This is a genomic window from Patulibacter medicamentivorans, assembly GCF_000240225.1.
GTDB classification, from domain to species: Bacteria; Actinomycetota; Thermoleophilia; order Solirubrobacterales; family Solirubrobacteraceae; genus Patulibacter; species Patulibacter medicamentivorans.
This window is the reverse complement of the sequence record NZ_AGUD01000178.1, coordinates 1-1,331: the sequence shown is the minus strand read 5'-3', so window position 1 is coordinate 1,331 and position 1,331 is coordinate 1. Positions and strand designations below refer to the sequence as shown.

Genomic DNA, 1,331 nt, shown 5'->3' with positions numbered 1-1,331 from the left:
GCGGGCCGCCCGACCGTCGCGCCGCCTCGGCCTGCGCCGCCTCGGCGGTCGGTCGGGCGGGCGGCGATCACGGAATCGCGTCGCCTCCGGAGCGATCGCGGGATACGCTCGGCGCGTGCGGCACCCCGACCCGACCGTCCGGCCCTCCCCGAGCGGCCGTGGCCCGACGCCCGCCGGGCGGGCGATCGCCGCGATGGTCGTCGTGGCCGCGATCGCCGTCGCCGGCCTGCTCGCCCTTCCCGCCGGCCGCGCCCTGGCCGCCTCCGACGGCCAGGACTACGTCGCGCTCGGCGACTCCTACTCGTCCGGGCCCGGACTGGGCCCCGCGCGCGAGCCGGGCTGCGGCCGCTCGTCGATCAACTACGCGTCGCGGATCGCCGCCGCGCTCGGGCTCGGCATCGAGCGGCGCGGTCGCTGGTCGGACTACAGCTGCGCCGGCGCGACGGCCGGTCGGGCGCACGACGGCGGGCCGGTCAGCGTCCTCGACCAGATCGGGTGGGCCGACCACGACCGGGCGCTCGGCCCGGGGACCCGCGCGGTCACCTTCACGATCGGCGGCAACGACAGCTGGGTCGACAAGCCCCACGACGGGCTCTACGGCGTCCTCGCCAGCTGCATCCGGGCCGGCGCGCCGTGCGGTCCCGGGCGCAGGACGGGACCGATCGCGCAGCTGCTGCCCGAGGCGCTGACCGGCCTGCTGCCGAGCGGGCTGGCCCAGCTCGTGGCGTCGCTGCTGGCCGGTGACGACGAGCGGTCGCTGTGGCTGGCGCCCGACGACGTGACGGCCGCCCGCACCACCGCCAAGCTGCGGCCCGCGGTGGCCGCCATCCGCCGCCGGGCTCCCAACGCGACGATCGCCGTCGTCGGCTACCCGCAGGTGGTGCCGCGGGCCGGAAGCCCCGGCTGCGCCGGCCCGATCGGCCTGGCCTGGAGCCTCGACGACGCCGAGATCACCTACCTCGACGGGCTGCTGGCCGCCTACGACCAGGCGCAGCGGGCCGCCGTCGCCACGCTCGACCGCGGCGCCGGCCCGGTCCGCTACGTCGACCTGCGGACCCCGAGCCGCGGACACGACCTCTGCGCCGGTGCCGACGCCTGGGTCAACGGGCCGATCCTCTCCGGGCTCTCGTTCCTCGGCGACAGCCTCCACCCGAGCGCCACCGGAATGGAGCAGATCGCGGGCGTGGTCGCGTCGTTCGCCCGCGCCACCGGGATGCGGCCGGTCGCCGCCAGGCCGACCCGCCGACGGGCGCCCTCGCTGGCGACCGCGGCGGCGCGGCGGGCGGCCCAGCACGACGCCCGGCGACGGGCACGCCGCTAGCCCTCCGCCG

1 protein-coding gene is annotated in these 1,331 nt (G+C 78.7%); it reads left to right on the top strand.

What is annotated here, in order from left to right; all coding sequences use genetic code 11:
• Nucleotides 1-115 precede the first annotated feature (115 nt).
• Entirely contained in the window at nucleotides 116-1,321 is a 1,206-nt protein-coding gene (locus PAI11_RS11045) for an SGNH/GDSL hydrolase family protein (RefSeq protein ID WP_007574502.1), read from the top strand.
• Nucleotides 1,322-1,331 lie beyond the last annotated feature (10 nt).